The 17,744-nt window shown below is 63.1% G+C and carries 15 protein-coding genes and 1 pseudogene; 3 read left to right on the top strand and 13 right to left on the bottom strand.

Annotation, left to right across the window (positions count from 1 at the left end):
• Positions 1-36 precede the first annotated feature (36 nt).
• A pseudogene (locus EN807_RS16255) lies at positions 37-539 on the bottom strand (CreA family protein).
• A gap of 204 nt (positions 540-743) precedes the next feature.
• Between EN807_RS16255 and EN807_RS16250 the strand changes: the two are divergent.
• Both EN807_RS16250 and EN807_RS16245 read left to right on the top strand, forming a co-directional pair.
• Positions 744-1,322: an SCO family protein gene (locus tag EN807_RS16250; protein WP_135935669.1), complete on the top strand. Its 579-nt coding sequence runs from the start codon at positions 744-746 to the stop codon at positions 1,320-1,322.
• Positions 1,323-1,387: 65 nt separating this feature from the next.
• Positions 1,388-2,260, top strand: a complete 873-nt coding sequence (locus EN807_RS16245) for a 50S ribosomal protein L11 methyltransferase (protein ID WP_135935899.1) — start codon at positions 1,388-1,390, stop codon at positions 2,258-2,260.
• A gap of 35 nt (positions 2,261-2,295) precedes the next feature.
• Here EN807_RS16245 and EN807_RS16240 read toward each other — a convergent pair whose 3' ends face one another.
• Complete coding sequence (locus tag EN807_RS16240) at positions 2,296-2,481, bottom strand: hypothetical protein (protein WP_135935668.1); 186 nt, start codon at positions 2,479-2,481, stop codon at positions 2,296-2,298.
• A 270-nt stretch (positions 2,482-2,751) separates the two neighbouring features.
• Here EN807_RS16240 and EN807_RS16235 point away from each other — a divergent pair, with 270 nt between their 5' ends.
• Entirely contained in the window at positions 2,752-4,596 is a 1,845-nt protein-coding gene (locus EN807_RS16235) for an aminopeptidase P family protein (RefSeq protein WP_135935667.1), read from the top strand.
• Between the two features lie 30 nt (positions 4,597-4,626).
• Here the strand turns inward: EN807_RS16235 and EN807_RS16230 are convergent, their stop codons facing one another.
• The 11 genes from EN807_RS16230 to EN807_RS16180 form a co-directional block, all read right to left on the bottom strand.
• The gene (locus EN807_RS16230) at positions 4,627-4,923 is read right to left on the bottom strand and encodes an AzlD family protein (RefSeq protein ID WP_135935666.1); all 297 of its coding nucleotides are present in this window, start codon (positions 4,921-4,923) and stop codon (positions 4,627-4,629) included.
• Complete coding sequence (locus EN807_RS16225; RefSeq protein WP_135935665.1) at positions 4,920-5,648, bottom strand: AzlC family ABC transporter permease; 729 nt, start codon at positions 5,646-5,648, stop codon at positions 4,920-4,922. Before EN807_RS16225 ends, EN807_RS16230 begins: the two co-directional genes overlap by 4 nt.
• Before the next feature lie 99 nt (positions 5,649-5,747).
• A complete protein-coding gene (locus EN807_RS16220) occupies positions 5,748-6,440 on the bottom strand; it encodes a TIGR02453 family protein (RefSeq protein WP_135935664.1) in 693 nt (230 codons plus the stop codon).
• Positions 6,440-8,644 (bottom strand): NAD-dependent DNA ligase LigA, encoded by a 2,205-nt coding sequence (gene ligA / locus EN807_RS16215; protein ID WP_135935663.1) that lies wholly within the window; start codon positions 8,642-8,644, stop codon positions 6,440-6,442. Before ligA ends, EN807_RS16220 begins: the two co-directional genes overlap by 1 nt.
• A gap of 140 nt (positions 8,645-8,784) precedes the next feature.
• Positions 8,785-10,455 (bottom strand): DNA repair protein RecN, encoded by a 1,671-nt coding sequence (gene recN / locus EN807_RS16210; RefSeq protein ID WP_135935662.1) that lies wholly within the window; start codon positions 10,453-10,455, stop codon positions 8,785-8,787.
• Positions 10,456-10,468: 13 nt separating this feature from the next.
• Positions 10,469-11,338 carry an outer membrane protein assembly factor BamD gene (locus EN807_RS16205; RefSeq protein ID WP_135935661.1) on the bottom strand — a complete coding sequence of 290 codons (870 nt, stop codon included), beginning with the start codon at positions 11,336-11,338 and terminating at the stop codon, positions 10,469-10,471.
• Between the two features lie 202 nt (positions 11,339-11,540).
• Complete coding sequence (gene lpxC, locus EN807_RS16200) at positions 11,541-12,488, bottom strand: UDP-3-O-acyl-N-acetylglucosamine deacetylase (protein ID WP_135935660.1); 948 nt, start codon at positions 12,486-12,488, stop codon at positions 11,541-11,543.
• Positions 12,489-12,760: 272 nt separating this feature from the next.
• Entirely contained in the window at positions 12,761-14,425 is a 1,665-nt protein-coding gene (ftsZ, locus tag EN807_RS16195) for a cell division protein FtsZ (RefSeq protein WP_135935659.1), read from the bottom strand.
• A gap of 67 nt (positions 14,426-14,492) precedes the next feature.
• Positions 14,493-15,800, bottom strand: coding sequence for a cell division protein FtsA (gene ftsA, locus EN807_RS16190; protein ID WP_135935658.1), 1,308 nt, complete (start codon positions 15,798-15,800; stop codon positions 14,493-14,495).
• Entirely contained in the window at positions 15,797-16,738 is a 942-nt protein-coding gene (locus tag EN807_RS16185) for a cell division protein FtsQ/DivIB (RefSeq protein ID WP_135935657.1), read from the bottom strand. Before EN807_RS16185 ends, ftsA begins: the two co-directional genes overlap by 4 nt.
• Positions 16,726-17,652 (bottom strand): D-alanine--D-alanine ligase, encoded by a 927-nt coding sequence (locus EN807_RS16180; protein WP_135935656.1) that lies wholly within the window; start codon positions 17,650-17,652, stop codon positions 16,726-16,728. The genes EN807_RS16185 and EN807_RS16180 overlap by 13 nt, the downstream gene beginning before the upstream one ends.
• Positions 17,653-17,744 lie beyond the last annotated feature (92 nt).

The raw sequence follows: 17,744 nt of genomic DNA, 5'->3' as shown, positions 1-17,744 counted from the left end.
AAGCGGGACCAATCGCCCGTCACCTGTTTCCAGAGCCTATTTCGGCTTGCCGTTGGTCCACACCACGTTTTGGCCATAGAGCGGCACGGTGGTGACCGACATTTTCGCTGAACCGTCCTGCACCTGGCGCGAATGCGACAGATAGATCAGGGTCTCGTTGGTTTTGTCGTAAATGCGGTTCACCACCTGTTTCTTCCAGATCAGGCTGATGCCCTGCTTGAACACTTCCTCACCGGCCTCGCTCATGTCGATGTCGCCGATGGTGATCGGCCCGGTCTGGCGGCACGAGATCGAGGAATCGGACGGATCCTCGAACCAGTTGCCTTCTGCAGGCGATCGATCACGCCGCGGTCGAAATAGGAGAAGTGGCAGGTCACGCCTTCGACCTTCGGATCCTTGATCGCCTCGACAATGATGTCGTTGCCAAGCCAGTCGACGCCGACCTTGCCGACCTCCTGAGCGGCGGCTGCGCCGGCACCGATGACGAGGCATGCGGCCAAAGCGCCGCCGATCAGTTTTCGCCCAATCAGTCTTTGCAAGGGAAGCCTCCTGCGGTTCGAGTTTTGCCGACCTCAGGTGGGACGGGCGGCAGCGCTTTGCAAGCGGATCATTTTTTGACAGGAAAGCCGGTTGCGGCAACGCGACATCTTTGCGCGCACGAGATCAAACCGATAAGAGTGTTCGCCAAACAGGCTGCATGACGCCGATACGGCGCCAATGAAAATCGCGACGGACACCAATTGATGATGCGTTCAATACTGGTCGGCATTCTCGTCCTGATGGCAGCAGGCATCGGCTGGCTCACCTTCGACTGGTACCGCGGGCATTATGGCGGTGAGCCGTTCGGCGCGCCCTTCACGCTGGTCGACCAGAAGGGCGCCCCGATCACCGAGGCTGCGTTTCGCGGCCACCCTAGCGTCGTCTTCTTCGGCTTCACCCATTGCCCGGAAGTTTGCCCGACCACGCTGTTCGAACTGGCCGGTTGGCTAAAGACGATGGGGGACGACGGCAAGAACCTGCGCGCCTATTTCGTGACGGTCGACCCGGAGCGCGACACGCCGGAAATCATGAACGCCTATATCAGCAACTTCTCCGACCGCATCCTCGGCATCACTGGCGACCCCGACAAGGTTCAAGCCATGGCCAAATCCTTCGGCATCTATTCGAAGAAGGTCGACACGGGCAACGGCGACTACACGATGGACCACACCGCTTCGGTGCTGCTGCTCAACGCCCGGGGCGACTTCGCCGGCACCATCGCTTATGGCGAAAGCTCGGAGACCGCCATCGCCAAGCTCAAGCGGCTGGCGGCGGAAGGCTAGTGCATGATCCCGAAAGTGGGAACCGGTTTTCGGATAAGATCATGCTCAAACAAGACCATCGTTTGATGACCCAAACGCGGCTCTATTTCACCACTGGAAAGACCGAGGCCGACCGTATCTTCGCGGCGTTCGAAGCAGCCTTCGAAGACGAGGGTCTGCCGATTGCCATCCTCGAAGTCGACGAGGATCGCGACATCCACGAAGTGTCGCTCTATGCCAACGGCGATGTCGACGCCGTCGAGGCTCGTGTGAAAGAGATCCTCGCCGGGCTGGCCTTGTCGAGGCCGATTGCGCGCGAGCCCGTGCCGGATATCGACTGGGTGACGCGTTCGCTGGAGGGACTGAAGCCGGTGCGCGCCGGCCGTTTCTTCGTCCACGGCGCGCATGACCGCAGGAAGCGCCACAGCGGCGAGCTCGCCATCGAGATCGAGGCGGGCCTCGCCTTCGGCACCGGCCATCACGGCACCACCGCCGGCTGCCTTGAAATGCTGGAACAGGTCGTGCGGCGCGAGCGCCCGCGCAACGCGCTCGACCTCGGCACCGGCAGTGCGGTGCTGGCCATCGCGGTGGCCAAGCTCGCCCATATCCCGGTGCTGGCGACCGACATCGATCCGGTCGCCACAAAGGTCGCCGCCGCCAATGCGCGGCTCAACCACGTCAAGGCGCTTGTCGAAACGGTGACGGCGCCGGGCTTCCACCATCCGATTTTTGCCGCGCGCGGCCCCTTCGATCTCATCGTTGCCAACATACTGGCGCGGCCGCTGATGCGGCTGGCGCCAGAAATGGCCAGGCATATCGCTTTGGGCGGCTCGATCGTGCTGTCAGGTATCCTCGACCGGCAGCGCGACGCGGTGATTTCGGCCTATGTCGGCCAGCAGTTCCGCCATGTCAGGACGTTGCATCGCGAAGGCTGGGTGACGATTCACCTTAAGCGATAACGCGCAGCGCCTTCAAACGCAGGCCGTAAATTCGCTCAGACGTAGCGCGACCTTGCCGCCTTCTTCAGTTCTTCGCGATCGTAGCCGTTCGCCTTCAGCGTTTCGTCGTCAAAGCCAAGCAGAACGCCGCTCACATAGCGGCTCGCTTCGCGCTGGCGTGCTTCGATGAGAGCATTCACAGCGCTTCTGAAAAAACCGCGTCTGGCTGAAATCGCGGACATGATGGTCTTCTTTGCAGGGCAGTAAGACTCGTTCCTCCACGTCAAAAAGGTAAGGTCTGCTGACCCATTTGAAAATCGCTGATTCTGCATGGCGTCTATGCGCAAAAGCGATACTGCTGGACCAAATCCTGCCGATTGTCAGGCGGCTGACGCTGTTGCACTTTGATCTTGCGCTCATTTTCTCCGAACCGAAGATCTGCGCAGCAAAAGTCGATTCCGATTTTCCGGGTCATGCGCTACGGTCGCGCCAACATCCGAGGAGAGGCCCTCATGTTCCAGACCTTTGATTCCGCCGGCGACCCCGGCGTCGGCAAGCCGCGTGTGGCGTTGCTGCGCCAATGGCTGGCGGCCAACGGGCTGGATGGCTTCATCGTACCTCGTGCCGATGAGCATCAGGGCGAATATGTCGCCGACCGCTCGGCACGGCTGAAATGGCTGACTGGCTTCAGCGGCTCGGCCGGGGTCGCCATAGTGCTCGGCGACCGCGCCTTCATGTTCGTCGACGGGCGCTACACGCTGCAGGTGCGCCAGGAGGTCGATCCCGACGTCTTTTCGATCGAAAGCCTGGTCGACAATCCGCCCCCCACCTGGATCAAGGACAATCTCGGCAAGGGCGTGCGGCTTGGCTTCGATCCGTGGCTGCAGACGATCGGCGACGTCAAGGCGCTGAAAGCTTCGGCCGAAAAATCGGGGGCGACATTGGTGCCGCTCGAGAAGAATCCAATCGATGCCATCTGGAAGGACCAGCCCGAACCACCGCTGGCGCCGGTCGAGCTCCATCCGATCGCGTTTGCCGGCGAACTGGCCAAGGACAAGCTCGCACGGCTGGCCGAGGCTATCGGTAAGGATGGCGCCACCCATGCCGTGCTGACCGACCCGTCCTCCATCGCCTGGGTCTTCGACATCCGCGGCGGCGACGTGCCGCACACGCCGCTGGCGCTCGGCTTCGCTGTGCTCGCCGCCGACGGGTCGCACCTGCTTTTCATGGATCAGCGCAAATTTTCGCGAACCGTCGCGGCCTATCTGACGCAGCTCGCCGAATTGCACGAACCCAGTGAATTCGAAGCGGCGATCGCAGGATTGGCCAAGGGTGGCGCAAGAATCTCGCTGGATCCGGTGCTGGCGGCGGAGAAACTGAGAATGCTGGTCGAGGACAATGGCGGCACCGTCATCACTGCACCTGATCCTGCCCGCATTCCACGCGCGACGAAAAACCAGGCCGAGATCAACGGCGCCCGCGCCGCGCATCGCCGCGATGGCGCCGCCGTGGCCAAGCTGCTTTGCTGGCTCGACCGTCAGGAACCTGGCAAGCTCGACGAGATCGCAGTCGTCACCAAGCTTGAGGAGTGCCGCCGCAGCACCGGCGAGGAAACGCAGATGCCGCTGCGCGACGTGTCCTTCGATACCATCTCTGGCGCCGGCCCGAACGGCGCTATCATGCACTACCGCGTTTCCCGCGCCACCAGCCGAAAACTGGGGGATGGCGAGCTATTCCTGCTCGATTCCGGCGGGCAGTACCAGGACGGCACCACCGACATCACCCGCACCGTGCCGATCGGCAAGCCGACCGAGGAAATGCGCCAGCGCTTCACGCTGGTGCTGAAAGGCATGATCGGCATTTCCATGCTTCGCTTTCCCCCGGGGACGCGCGGCTCCGAGATCGATGCCGTGGCGCGGCTGGCGCTGTGGAAACACGGCTGCGATTTCGCCCACGGCACCGGCCATGGCGTCGGCTCTTATCTGGCCGTGCACGAGGGCCCGCAGCGAATCGCCAGGACCGGCACCGAAAAGCTGCTGGCAGGCATGATCGTCTCCAACGAGCCGGGTTACTACAAGGAAGGTGCTTACGGCATCCGCATCGAGAATCTCGTCCTGGTGACGCCGGCCGAGCCGATAGAGGGCGGCGACATCGCCATGCACGGCTTCGAGACACTGACGCTGGCGCCGATCGACGTCAGGCTGGTGCGATCCGACCTATTGACGCGCGACGAGCTGCATTGGCTCGACATATACCACGCCCGCGTGCTGGCCGAGATCGGACCGATGCTCGACGGCGAGACGCTGGCCTGGCTGGAGAAGGCAACCGCGCCACTGCCGCACGACCAGAAGATTTGATTTCTCGGAGAGGCGGTGGGCAGGTTTCGTCTACTCGACGAACTGCCTGGCGAACACCAGCACGGCGGCGCCGACCAAAAACATCGCCATCAGCCCGCCGCGCAGCGAGACCAGCCCGGCGACGATCAATGCCGCCCATTCCGCCGGCCCGGCACCAAGTGCCGCCGGCGCCACCAGCGTGGTCAGCACCGCCGCCGGCACGGCGTTCAGCCCGGCCTCGACGCGCGGATGGATGTTTTCGAAGCGCGAGATCACCAGATGCCCGCCGATGCGGGTGAGATAGGTCGCGATCGCACCGGCGATGATGATCCACAAGGTTGTGCTCATCGCCGCGCCTCCACACCGCTGTGGTGCGGCGGCAGGATGGCCGCGAGCAGCACGCCGGCTACAGCGCCAATGGAGACATGCCAGGGCGAGCCCACCGTCTTGTAGGCGATGATGGAGGCGGCGGCGCTGGCGACGACCACCGGCAGCCACAACGGCCGTTTGCGAAAGCCCATGACGAGTCCAAGAAAATAGATCGGCAGCAGGAAATCGATGCCCAGCGCATGCGTATCGGGAATGAGCTTGCCGAACACCGCGCCGAGCGCGCTTTCGGTCACCCAGAACACATAGACCGGCAGGCCAAGCCCCAAATACCAAGCGAAGCCGACGGTTTCGCCAGCCTCGGCCCTGCGCTCGGCCACCGCGAACTGCGGATCGGTCAGAATGAAATAGCCGACCGCCTGCTGCACCAGCGGCCAATGCGCGATGCGCCGGCCGATGCCGGCGGAATAAAGCACATGGCGGAAATTCACGGCGAAGATCGATAGCACGATCAGCCATGGCGCGACATGCTGGCCGAACAGTTCGATGCCCACCATCTGGCTGGCGCCGCCGAAAACCATCGCGCTCATCAGGGAGGCTTCAAGCACCGAAAAACCGTTGTCGACGGCAATCGCCCCAAACAGCAGTCCAAACGGCGCCGCCGCCACCACGACGGGCATCGAGAGCCGCACGCCTTGCCAGAAATCGCTCTTCGCGCGGTTTTCGGAGATTGCTTCCGCCGACATCGACCACTCCCTCGAGAATGGTCGTATGTAGGTAGCGCCGCCTGCCTTGTCACACCAATTCGCTTGAGCCAAACGATCAGCGGAAATGATCGCCGCGCCCTAAACCTCCGAGACCATGCCCTGGATCGCCCTGCCCCAGCCGAGCAGCGGCTTGGCGCGCAAGCTGAAATCGACAAGCTCTTCGACCAGGGCCGGCGTGTGGATTCCGGCCGGATCGATAGTGTGGCGGACGGCGAAATGCCGGTTGCGGATAGCTTGGGCGAGATCGGCTTCCGTGACATGCTCGAAGCCGCGTGGCGCGCGCTTCATGCATCCTTCCGTGTCGAGTTCGAGGCCGGCTTTCTTCAGTGTCCCAACCAGGCTGCGGAATTCCGCCGGTTTCGTAGCGATCGCCTTTCGCATGGCCTGAAGCAGCTCCGGGCCAGGCTGCCACCAGGCAACGCCGGCAAAGCAACGGTCGAGCCCAATGAAAACGAACAACACGCCCTGCTCCATCTTGGTGCCGTCCGGCGACAGGATGGCCGACAGATGGCTGTTGTAGGGCCGTTTGTCCTTGGAAAAGCGCACGTCGCGGTTGATGCGGAACAGCGACTTCTTGCGATCGCCGCGCAAACCCAGTCCCGCCGCCGCGAAGCGCTCGGAGAGCGTTTCGACCAGATCTCCGAACGGCTCATAAAGCTCGCGCTCGTAGAGGTCTCGGTTCTCCTGAAACCACTCCCGGCTCTGGTGAAAATCGAGCGCCTTGAGAAATGGAATGGCCTTCTGGCCGAAACCGTTGAACGTGCCGGCCATCACGCCTTGCCGATCCGCTGCAGCCAGGCGTCCTCATCGATCACCTCGATGTCGAGTTCGGTGGCAAGCTTCAGCTTGGATCCCGCCCCCGGCCCGGCTACGACCAGATCGGTCTTCGCGGAAACCGAGCCCGCGACCTTCGCGCCGAGGCGCTCGGCCATCGCCTTGGCTTCGGAGCGTGTCATCTTTTCCAGCGTGCCTGTAAACACGATTGTCTTGCCGGCAACCACGCTGTCGGCTGAGACGTTGACAATGTACGGCTTCGGCCGGACCTGCGCGAGCAACTCTTCAAGCACGTCGTCGTTGCGCTCATTGCCGAAGAAATCGCGAAGCGCGCCTATCACCGTGTCGCCGATGCCATTGATCGATGGGAAAACGGTGTGTGGATCGGTCGCCGCCGCAGTCTCCTTGCCGATACGGATCAACTCCTCAATGGTTGAGAAGGTTCGGGCAAGTACAGCGGCCGTGGTCTCGCCGATATGGCGGATACCCAGCGCGAAAATAAAGCGATCGAGTTCCGGTTCGCGGCGAGCGTCGATGGCGGCGAACAGCTTGTCGAGACCTTCGTAGTTGCGTTCCTCGACACCGCGCACATTCTTGCGCGTCTTGCCCGATGCGGCCTCGCGCTGCCTGGCCTGCTCCTCGCGCCGCTCAGCCAGCGCCTTGGTCACGGCGGGGCGGCGATCCCTGAGAGTAAAGATATCGGCGGCTGTTTTGATCAATCCCGCATTGAAGAACAGGTCTATGTTTTCGGCGCCCAGGCCTTCGATATCCATGGCGCCACGTGACACGAAGTGGCGCAATCCTTCCACGGCCTGCGCGGGACAGATCAGTTCGCCGGTGCAGCGTCGGCGGGAATCTTCCTTGCCGGTCTTTTCGTTGATCTCGCGCGTTGCGGGTGAGCCACAGATCGGACAGGTGTGCGGGAATTCGTAGGGCACGGCATCAGCCGGGCGCCTGTCGATAACGACGCTGACGATCTGCGGAATGACGTCGCCCGCCCGCTGGATGACGACTGTGTCGCCGATACGCACGTCGCAGCCGTCGCGGATTGGCTGGCCGTTGCTGTCGAGACCCTTGATGTAGTCTTCATTGTGAAGGGTGACATTTTCGACCACCACGCCGCCAACCGTGACGGGCGCAAGCCGTGCAACGGGCGCCAGAGTGCCGGTGCGGCCGACCTGAATGTCGATCCTGAGCACGGTCGTCATTGCCTGTTCGGCAGGAAATTTATGAGCGATGGCCCAGCGTGGTTCGCCAGTGGCGAAACCCCATCTGCGCTGCAATTCCAACTGGTCCACCTTGTAGACGACGCCGTCGATGTCGTAGCCGAGCGACGAGCGCTGGGCCTCGATCAGGTGATAGTGCGCGACCAGTTCGTCGACCGACTTCGCCCGCACCATCAGCGGACTGATCTTGAACCCCCACTCAGCGAATTTTTGCACTGAATCGTATTGAGTCGGAGCGGGATCCTCAGACGTGTAGCCCCAGGCGTAGGCTAAGAACTTGAGGTTGCGGCTGGCGGTAACGGACGGATCCTTCTGACGCAGGGATCCGGCCGCCGTATTGCGCGGATTGACATAGTCCTGGCCGCCAACCGCCGCCGACCGTTCCTTCAAAGCCTCGAATTCCGCATAGGTCATATAGACCTCACCCCGTATCTCGATCACATCAGGCCAGCCCGAGCCTTTCAAATGCTTGGGGATGTCGGCGATTGTCCTGAGATTGGCGGTGATGTCCTCGCCGACGGCGCCGTCACCGCGCGTTGCTCCCTGCACGAACACACCGCCTTCATAACGCAGCGAAGCCGATAGCCCGTCGATCTTCGGCTCAGCCGTGAACGCAATGTCCAGACCCTTGTCGCGGTTAAAGAAACGCCGGCCGCGTTCGATGAAGTCGGTGACATCCTGGTCGGTATAGGCCTTGGCAAGACTGAGCATCGGCACCGCATGGCGTACCTTTGCAAAGCCTTCCGCCGGTGGCGCGCCCACTCGGCGCGATGGCGAATCTTCTAGCACCAAAGCGGGGAAGCGCTGTTCGATGGCGAGGTTGCGCTGCGTTAGCGCGTCATATTCCGCGTCCGTTATAAGCGGTGCGTCCTCGGTGTGGTAGCGCCGGTCGTGCTCGGCGATCTCCGCCGCCAGCCGCTTTAGCTCGCTTGCGGCTTCGCTTTCGCTGAGCGAATCAACTGATTTTTCGGCCATGCATTGCTCCCTTCCCGGTGGCGCGACACAATAGAACAGGATTCTCCCATGAGGGAGAGACCGGGTACGAGAAAACCATTCCTGAACAGCAGGATGGAGCCACATCCTGACTCGATCCATAACGCCGAGCGTGAGCTCCGCTAGGCTGCGGTGTTTTCGCGAAGCAGCCGCTCGGCCGCCGCACGCGCCTCGTCGGTGATGGTCGCCCCGGCAAGCATCCGCGCGATCTCTTCCTGGCGCGCCGCCCGGTCCATCTCGGCAATGCCGGTGGCGACACGATCGGCCCCACCGGATTTGGAGATCAGGAAATGCGTCGCCGCGCGTGCCGCCACTTGCGGCGCGTGCGTAACCGAAAGCACCTGCACGCGCCTCGACAGCCGCGCCAGCCTTTGGCCGATGGCGTCCGCCACCGCGCCGCCAACGCCGGTGTCGATTTCATCGAAGACCAAGGTCGGCGCCGAGCCGCGGTCAGCCAGCGCCACCTTCAGCGCCAGCAGGAACCGCGAAAGTTCGCCACCGGAGGCAACCTTCATCATCGGGCCCGGTCTTGTGCCGGGATTGGTGCGCACCCAGAATTCGACCTGATCGATGCCGTCTTCCATGCGGCTCTCGGCCTCACTTGCCGTCTCGACGATGAAGGCTGCCCGTTCGAGCTTCAGTGCCGGCAGTTCGGCCATCACCGCCTTGGTCAAGCCGACCGCCGCCGCATGGCGAAGCGACGAAAGCTGTGCTGCAGAAATGTCGTAGGTCTCGCGCGCGGCGGCAGCTTGCTTCTCCAGCCCGTGCAGGCGCTCCTCGCCGGCGTCGAGATCGGCGAGATCGGCGGCCATCGTGTCGCGCAATTGGGCCAGATCGTCGACTGCAACACTGTGCTTGCGTGAGGCGGCGCGCAGCGAAAACAGCCGCTCCTCGGCCTGTTCCAGCCGCCGCGGATCGTATTCGGTGGCGCGAAGTGCCGCTTCCACGCCCGATTGCGCCGCGTCGAGCGACAGCATCGCCTCATCGAGCGATTTGACCACGTCGTCGAGCAGGCCGGGCGCCTCGGTCACCTTGCGCTGCAGCCGCCGCAACAGGCTGGCCAGTTGCGGCAAGGGCGAGGACGGGCCCGAGAGCACATCTTGCGCGTCATGGATTTCCGAGGCGATCTTTTCCGCGCGCATCATCGAGGCGCGCAGTTCGGCAAGGTCGGATTCCTCGCCGGGCTGGGGGTCGAGCTTCGTCAATTCGGCGACCGCGGCGCGCAGATAGTCGGCCTCGCGGGCCGCCGCTTCCACCTTGGCGCGATGTCGCGAAAATTCCTGCTCGCACGCCCGCCAGTGCCGCCATGCCTCGCCGGTCGCCCGCACAGCGCCGAGATGACCGCCGAAGCTGTCCAGCAATTCGCGATGGGCGCCGGGATCGACCAGGGCACGCTCGTCATGCTGGCCGTGGATCTCAACCAGCGCGTGACCGACGTCGCGCATCAGTGTCACGCTGGAAGGCTGGTCGTTGACGAAGACGCGGGTACGGCCATCCGCCGTCTGCACGCGGCGCAGAATGATGTCGCCATCGTCCTCGATAGCGTTATCGGCAAGCAGCATGCGGGCAGGATGGTTGCGCGGCACGTCGAACACGGCGATGACCTGGCCCTGTGCCGCGCCATGCCGCACCAGCGAGGCGTCACCGCGGGCGCCAAGCGCCAGCGACAGCGCGTCGAGCAGGATGGATTTTCCGGCGCCGGTTTCGCCGGTCAGCACCGAAAGACCGGACGAGAAGTCGATGTCCAGCTTCTCGATCAGAACGATATCGCGGATCGACAGTCTGGAAAGCATCGTGACGCGCCGCTCAGGCGCCGGTGATCAGCTTCCCGGCCTTGGCGATCCACGAGCCCGCATTCTCGCGCGGCTCGAGCCCACCAGTCTGCAGGAGCTTGTAGGAATCCTTGTACCACACGCTGTCGGGATAGTTGGTGCCGAGCACAGCCGCGGCAGTCTGCGCTTCCGATGTCAGCCCCATCGCATAATAGGTTTCGGTAAGGCGCGCGAGCGCTTCCTCGACATGGCGCGTGTTGGAATAGGTCTCCACCACGACGCGGAACCGCTTGACGGCGGCGATGTATTCACGGCGCTCGAGATAGTAGCGGCCGATCTGCATCTCCTTGCCGGCGAGCTGGTCGTTGGCGAAGCGGATCTTTTCCTTGGCGTCGTCGACATATTCGGAATCGGGCCAGCGCGTCACCAGATCCTGCATCGTCTGCACGGTCTGACGCGCTTCCTTCTGGTCCTGGGTGACATCCCTGATTTGCCGGTAGTAGCTGAGCCCGATGATGTACTGGGCATAGGCCGCGTCGTCGGTCGACGGATAGAGCGTGAGATAGCGCTTGGCCGAACCGATCGCCTCGATATAGTTGCCCTGGCGATAGTCGGCAAAGGCGCCCATCACCATCGATTTGCGGGCGTATTCGGAATAGGGATGCTGGCGGTCGACCGCACCGAATTTGCGGCTCGCCTCCTGCAGGCGGCCGGCATTGAGATTGGCGAGGCCCTGATTGTAGAGAACGTCGGCCGGCTCGGTCTGCTCGACATAGGTCGACAGGTCGACATCCTTCTCGGACGACATGCAGGCCGACAGGAACAGCGATGGAACAACCACCGAAAGCGCCAGGAAAACAGCCCGATGCGGCGCTTTCGATTGACCAATTCGCTTGAAGAACATGATTGGATTCCGCCCTTTCGGCGTCATTTCAGCGTCGGCAGCAGGCATAACCATAATCGCTGTGCCCGGCAACGCTATCTCCGGCCAATCGCACATTTTTGTGGCAGCCTGGCGCAGCCCGCACACTTGCGTGATTTCGCCGGCCAATGGTGCATTCATGCAACACAGGCCGGCGGCCATAAAACCCGAAAAACGTTAAGAATCAGATCATCCAGGGTGCGTAGACAGGTGCATAGACGGCGCTCATCTCGGCGGTACGACCGCGCTCGCGGCGTGTCGTCTCGACGATCTCGAACGCCGAACGGTCCGACAAAAGGCGGCGCAGCGCTGCCGCATTCAGCCTGTGGCCACCGCGATAGGACCGGAAGCAGCCAATGAACCGGGCGCCGGCCAGCGCCAGATCCCCCATGGCGTCCATCGTCTTGTGGCGCACGAACTCGTTGGGATAGCGCAAGCCTCCCATGTTGATCACGCGGTTGTCGTCGCCGATCACCAGGGAGTTTTCCAGCGAGGAGCCGAGCGCATAACCGGCTGCCCACAGCCGCTCGACGTCCTTCATGAAACCAAAGGTACGGGCCCGCGCGATATCGCGGCGGAAAATGTCGGCATTCATGTCGGATGCGAAGAGCTGACGGCCGATCGCAGGGCTTTCGAAATCGATCTCGATCTCGAAGCGCGTGCCGTCATAGGGCCTGAACTCCGCCCAGGAGGCACCGTTCTCGATGCGAACCGGCTTGACCAACCGGATATAGCGGCGCTTGACCGGCAGCGTATCGATGCCCGCCTGGTCGATAGCCTCTACGAAGGCCATGGCGCTGCCGTCAAGGATCGGAACCTCATGGCCGTCGATCTCGATGACGACATTGTCGATGCCGAGCCCGAAAAGCGTGGCCATCAGATGTTCGACGGTGGCGATGTGCTCACCTGCCGGATCGCCGAGCATGGTGCAGAGATCGGTAGCGCCGACCTCGGAAACGAGCGCACGGAACTCCCGGTCTTCGCTTCCATTCGAAAGCTGGAACACGACACCCGTATCAGCGTCTGCCGGCAGGAAATGAATGGTAACGGAATTGCCGCTGTGAACGCCGGCGCCGGTCAGCGTCGCACGCGATTTAAGTGTCGTCTGATAGTCGTGCAAAACAAACCCCATAGCCCAAACTGCCTTCGTCCGCTTCATCAGCCCGAGGGCGCGGCTCTTTGATCGGCAGGCAGGGCCACTTCCCCGAATCCCAGCAAACCGACATTGCTCGGGCGAAGATAGTTGCCCGGCAGGAAGTCTCCAAATCACGGTTTCTTACTCTGTGTAACCGGGATCCGGGGCGGGTATAGTCTCGTAACACCCTGTTTTGCAATCGCTTTTAAGATTAACAGGCAAACAACTTCTTGTCTGCCTGTTAATAACCATTACGGACCGTTAACAGATCAATTCGCCTGGCGGCGCAGGAACGCCGGAATCTCCAGCTGATCGTCTTCCTGGACAGCCCTGCTCTGCGGCGTCAGCCGGCCCTGGTCATCCAACTGGCCGCGGCGTGGCGCGTAAAGCTGCGGATCCTGGCTGGCAAGGCGGCGCACTTCGGGTGCCGCCTGGCGCAGTTTCGGCTCGCGCGGCTGCGCCGGCTGCAGTCGTGCGGGCTCTTCTTCGCGGCGGGTAAGGCCGTTCGTCAGGCGCTTGAGCAGTCCCATCGGTCCGCTGTTCTCGTGGTCGGCGGGACGGGTTTTGGCTTCCACTTCGGCTTTCACCACCGGCGGAAAGTCCTCGACGCGCGGCATGCGCTGGGGCGCTGCGGCTGCCGGCTGAAGCACTTCACGCTGCGGGGCAGGCTGCATCACCTGCTGAACCATTGGCTGCACCATCGGCTGCGGCTGGGCCGGCGGCGCCTGGAAGATCTTGCTCTGCGGACGAAAATCTTCCGCCTGGGCAGCCGGCGCGGGACGCGCCATCGCCGCGGCATTCGCCTCGGCGAGCTGGATCGCCTCTGCTACAGGATCGACGGTGCGTGGCTCGTAGCCCGCCTGCTGGACAGGCGCCGGACGGTTTTCCGTGACCGGAGCGGCCGGGCGACTGACCGGCTTTGGCGGAGCCGTGCGGATGGCGATCGGCGCGGCGGCGATTTCGGCCGCCGATTTGTCGATGCCGGTGGCGACCACCGAGACGCGAATGACGCCTTCGAGGTCCTCGTCGAACGTCGCACCCAGAATGATGTTGGCCTCCTGGTCGACCTCCTCGCGAATGCGGGTCGCCGCCTCGTCGACTTCGAACAGGGTCAGGTCGCGGCCGCCGGTGATCGAGATCAACAGGCCCTTGGCGCCCTTCATCGAGGTCTCGTCGAGCAGCGGGTTGGCGATCGCGGCTTCGGCGGCGGCCATGGCGCGGCCCTCGCCGGAAGCTTCGCCCGTCCCCATCATCGCCTTGCCCATCTCGCGCATGACCGAGCGGACGTCGGCGAAGTCGAGGTTGATCAGCCCTTCCTTGACCATCAGGTCGGTGATGCAGGCGACGCCGGAATAGAGCACCTGGTCGGCCATGGCGAAAGCGTCGGCGAAGGTCGTCTTGTCATTGGCCAGCCGGAACAGGTTCTGGTTGGGGATGACGATGAGGGTATCGACGCATTTCTGCAATTCCTCGATGCCCAGATCCGCCGTCTTCATGCGGCGCTGGCCTTCGAAATGGAATGGCTTGGTGACGACGCCGACGGTGAGAATCCCCTTCTCACGCGCAGCACGTGCAACGACCGGCGCGGCCCCCGTGCCGGTGCCGCCGCCCATGCCGGCAGTGACGAAGCACATATGGGTGTTGGAGAGGTGGTCGACGATCTCGTCGATGCATTCCTCCGCCGCCGCGCGCCCGACTTCCGGTTGCGATCCCGCACCCAGGCCCTCGGTAACATGCGCGCCGAGTTGGATCAGGCGGTCCGACTTGGACATGGTCAGCGCCTGCGCGTCGGTATTGGCGACCACGAACTCGACGCCGCGCAAGCCAGCAGTGATCATGTTGTTGACGGCATTGCCGCCGCCGCCGCCGACACCGAACACGGTGATACGCGGCTTGAGCTCGGTGATATCCGGCTTCTGCAGATTGATGGTCATTGTCTCCGTCCTTTGCCTTTCCCGCCGCTTCGCCGCTGCGGCCGCCTATGGGGCTGTCCCCGTCAATTTAAAAACTGTCTCTCAACCACTGACTCATTCGATGCAGTTTTCCGCCCGTTCCGGTCATCCTGAGACCAGAAATTCCCTTCGCCGGATGGCTCTCGAAATTCGCCATCTGCGGGTAGATCAGAAGCCCGACCGGCGTCGAGAAAGCCGGCCCCTTGGCCGCCTCCGGCAGGCCCGCCACACCGAGCGGACGGCCGATGCGCACATTGCGTCCGAGAATGCGGCGCGCTGCCTCGGGCAGGCCGGAAAGCTGGCTGGCGCCGCCGGTCAGCACGACCCGCTTGCCGACGGCGTTGCCGTAGCCGGACCTGTTCAGCCGGTCGCGCAACAGTTCGAGCGTCTCGTCGATGCGCGCACGGATGATGCGCGTCATCACCGAACGCGGTATCTGCAGGGGCACCTCGCCATCCTCGCCGATCGGCTGTATCGAGACCAGGTCGCGGTCGTCGGCACTGCCGGGCAGCGCCGATCCATGCATCACTTTCAGCCTCTCGGCGGCGTCGAGCGAGGTCGACAGGCCCTTGGCCATGTCCAGCGTGACGTGGTTGCCGCCGATGGCGATGGCGTCGCCATGAACGAACTTGCCTTCCGAAAACACCGAGATCGTCGTGGTGCCGCCGCCCATGTCGATGCAGGCCGCGCCCATTTCGAGTTCGTCGTCGACCAGTGCGGCAAGCCCGCTGGCATAGGGGGTCGCCACCATGCGCTCGACCGAGAGGTGCGAACGGTTGATGCAAAGCTCCAGATTGCGCAAGGGTGCCGCATCACCCGTCAGCACATGCATGTCAACGCCGAGCTGGTCGCCGACCATGCCGCGCGGATCACGCACGCCGCGCTCGGCGTCCAGCGAAAAGCCGACGGGAAGCGAATGGATCACTTCGCGCTCGGCCCGCAGCGCCTGCTTGGCGCCGGCGGCAAGCACACGCTTGATGTCGGCCTCGTCGGCCTCATGGCCGCCGAGGTTGATGGTTGCCGAGAAGCTTTCGCTCTTCAGCCGGCCGGCCGTCATGTTGACGATCAGCGAATCGACGGTCAGCCCGGCCATGCGCTCGGCGGCATCGACGGCAAGGCGGATGGCGTGCTCGGCCCTGTCGAGATCGATGACGACACCCGATTTCACGCCTTGCGATTTCTGGTGGCCGATGCCGATCACCTGGATGCGATGCGAGCGCCCGCGCAGCAGCATGCCGTCCTCGCGCGGCTTGAGCTTGGCCACCACGCAGCAGACCTTGCTCGAGCCGATATCCAGCACCGTCATGATGCCGGACCGGCGCGACGAGGCATCGCTGTTGCCGCCAAGCCAGCTCATATCTTCGTCTCCGCCTTGCGCTTCGGCATTTTCGGCTTTTCATTAAGCGTGGCCTGACGCTGCGTCGCCGCTTCCGGCGTCAATTGGACGACGAGGCGATCGGAAAAGCGCATGTCGATGGCGGCGATGTCGCGCGTCAGCAGCCCGTTCTCGCGGTCCATCCTGACCAGATCGGCGATCGCCTGGTCCTCGCCATCCTCAGGAAGCTTGACGGTGATGCCGTTCTCCAGCTTCAGATCCCAACGCCGTTCGCCGATGCGGATATAGCCTTTGACCCGCGCGGCAAGCTCTGGATGCTTTTTGATCCTGGCCAGGAAATCGGGCGCTTTGGCCGGCGCGCCGGTGCCGACGATCAACGGCAGCAGCGACTGCTTGCCGCCGGAGAATGGCGCGATCACGGCACCGGACCGCTCGATGACGGAAAGCTCGTTGCCCTGCTGCCAGAGCGCAAAAGGCTCACGCTCCTCGATGCGCACCTCCAGCGTGTGCGGATAGACCTTGCGCACCGCCGCAACCTCGACCCAGGGCAGCGTGGCTATGCGCTCCCGCGCGGCTTCGGCATCGAAGCCGATCAGCGACGTCCAGCCATCGAGCTGCATCCTGTCGAGAATGTCGATCTCGGAGGTTGCGCGGTTGCCGACGACCTTGATCTGGTCGACGGCAAAGCCGGCGCGGGCAGTGATGCCCTGGACGACACCGTCGACATGTCCGCCGAGATAGGCGCCATAGGCACTGCCCGATACGAGCAGCGCCGCCGACAGCATGGCTGCGGAAAACGGCGGCACCTCGAAGTCGCCCTCGCCCAGGCGCGCCAGCACGCGCGCCGGCCGGCGAAGCAGACGCGGCAGCACAAAATGGTCGAACGACAACGACACACCGAACAGCGTCGGCCCGGCCGCGCCCCTCCCCTTGCCCTGTCCCCACTTCAACGCAGACACGAAGCGTCCTCCACCATCCAACTCAACAAATCGCCGAACGAGTGTCCCGCCTGCGCGGCGATTTCAGGCACCAAGGATGTGGGCGTCATGCCCGGCTGAGTGTTGATCTCGAGCCAGACAACTTCGCCGTTCTCGGAGTGTCGATCATCATAACGGAAGTCCGACCGGGAAACGCCCCGGCAGCCGATAGCTTGGTGAGCCTTGAGCGTCAGTGTCTGTATTTTTTGGTAAATATTCGGTGAAATTTTTGCAGGGCATTCATGTTTTGATCCGCCCGCGACGTATTTTGAATCATAGTCGTAGAAGGAATGGCCGGTCGGGATGATTTCGCAGACGCCGAGCGCCACGTCGCCCATCACCGCGCAGGTCAACTCCCGCCCGTGCACATAGCGCTCCACCATGACGATATCGCCATACTTCCAGTCGGACGAACCGATGACCTGCGGCGGATGCGATTGACCTTCGTGCACGATGACGACGCCGAAGCTCGATCCCTCATTGACCGGCTTGACGACATATGGCGGCTTCATCGGGTGCTTGTTCTGGATAGCGAAGCGATTGACCACCTTCGATTCGGCAACCGGGATGCCGACGGACTTGGCGATCTTCTTGGCTTGTTCCTTGTTCATGGCAAGCGCCGAGCCGAGCACGCCGGAATGGGTGTAGGGGATGGCAAGATATTCGAGGATGCCCTGGATGGTGCCGTCCTCGCCGAACGGGCCATGCAGCGCATTGAACGCAACATCCGGCTTGAGCTCAGCCAGCACCGATCCGACATCGCGCGAGACGTCGACGCGAGTGACCTGGTAACCTTCCTTCTCGAGCGCGTCAGCACAGGCTTTCCCCGAAGACAAAGACACGGGCCGCTCGGACGAGAATCCACCCAGAAGGACGGCCACGTGCTTGCTTTTCATTTCCCGTCATTTCCTCTCACGGCGGGCCCTCTTACGGTGGGTCTGCATCTCACATGCCCGGAAAGGGCCACACACTCAAACGCTCGGAGCAG

The sequence above is a fragment of the Mesorhizobium sp. M5C.F.Ca.ET.164.01.1.1 genome (genome assembly GCF_004792125.1).
Lineage (GTDB): Bacteria > Pseudomonadota > Alphaproteobacteria > Rhizobiales > Rhizobiaceae > Mesorhizobium > Mesorhizobium wenxiniae.
Note: the sequence above shows the minus strand (reverse complement) of the source record. Positions and strands in the feature narration are given on the sequence as shown.